The sequence below is a fragment of the Cohnella sp. GCM10020058 genome (genome assembly GCF_042683485.1).
In the GTDB taxonomy this organism is placed as follows: domain Bacteria; phylum Bacillota; class Bacilli; order Paenibacillales; family Paenibacillaceae; genus Cohnella.
The window spans coordinates 1-627 of the sequence record NZ_JBHUJV010000031.1 but is presented as its reverse complement, the minus strand read 5'-3'; the positions used below and the strand labels follow the sequence as shown (position 1 = coordinate 627).

The window sequence follows — 627 nt, the reverse complement described above, 5'->3', positions numbered from 1 at the left end:
CCATGACGTAGGTTGCGTCGGAATCCGTTACCAAGTGGAGGGTGGCATATCGATCATCTACATTCGCAGTTGTCGGCAGCATGGCATCGGGAAAGACGGTATCCGGTGATTCAGCAATGAGGCGCAGATGCATTTTTATGCCGCATTCTTGCGGAGACAGGGAAGCCCAATCGCACAAGCGAAGCGGCAAACTGATCACAGAGGAGTCGACGATTGCCAGCTTTCCCACCTTGCCTTTGAATGCGTGGTGTCCACGGCCTGCGTTCAGGGCTTGCACGCGAGAAACGCCCTGAACCATCATCCATTCGAGCCACTCGGTTGGAATCCGATCAAGTTTGCGAGAGAGCTGAGAGCCGCTGATCCTCGGGAACTGCAGCAGCTCTTGCCACTGCGGATGAGCATGAATCTGAGTTTCTATCTCTTCGTAGGAAGACCAACGGTTCAACTGGGCTGCAAGGAAAATGACGATGCTCTTCATGATCGTCAACTTTTTCGCGTAACGATCGAACACCGTCCGCTCGAGCACGTTAATGGGCAGCAGGGAAAGCCATTGACGAATGACGGAAGTTTGCGTATTGTTGTCCATGGGTGATCTCCTTTTGTAGAGATTGATGGACAACGTGCCAA

The 627-nt window shown here is 52.6% G+C and carries 1 protein-coding gene; it reads right to left on the bottom strand.

The annotated features are described in order from the left end of the window. Positions 1-586, bottom strand: a 586-nt coding sequence (locus ACFSR7_RS36140) for a transposase (protein ID WP_483862658.1), incomplete at its 3' end; no start/stop codon positions are given. Positions 587-627: the final 41 nt, after the last annotated feature.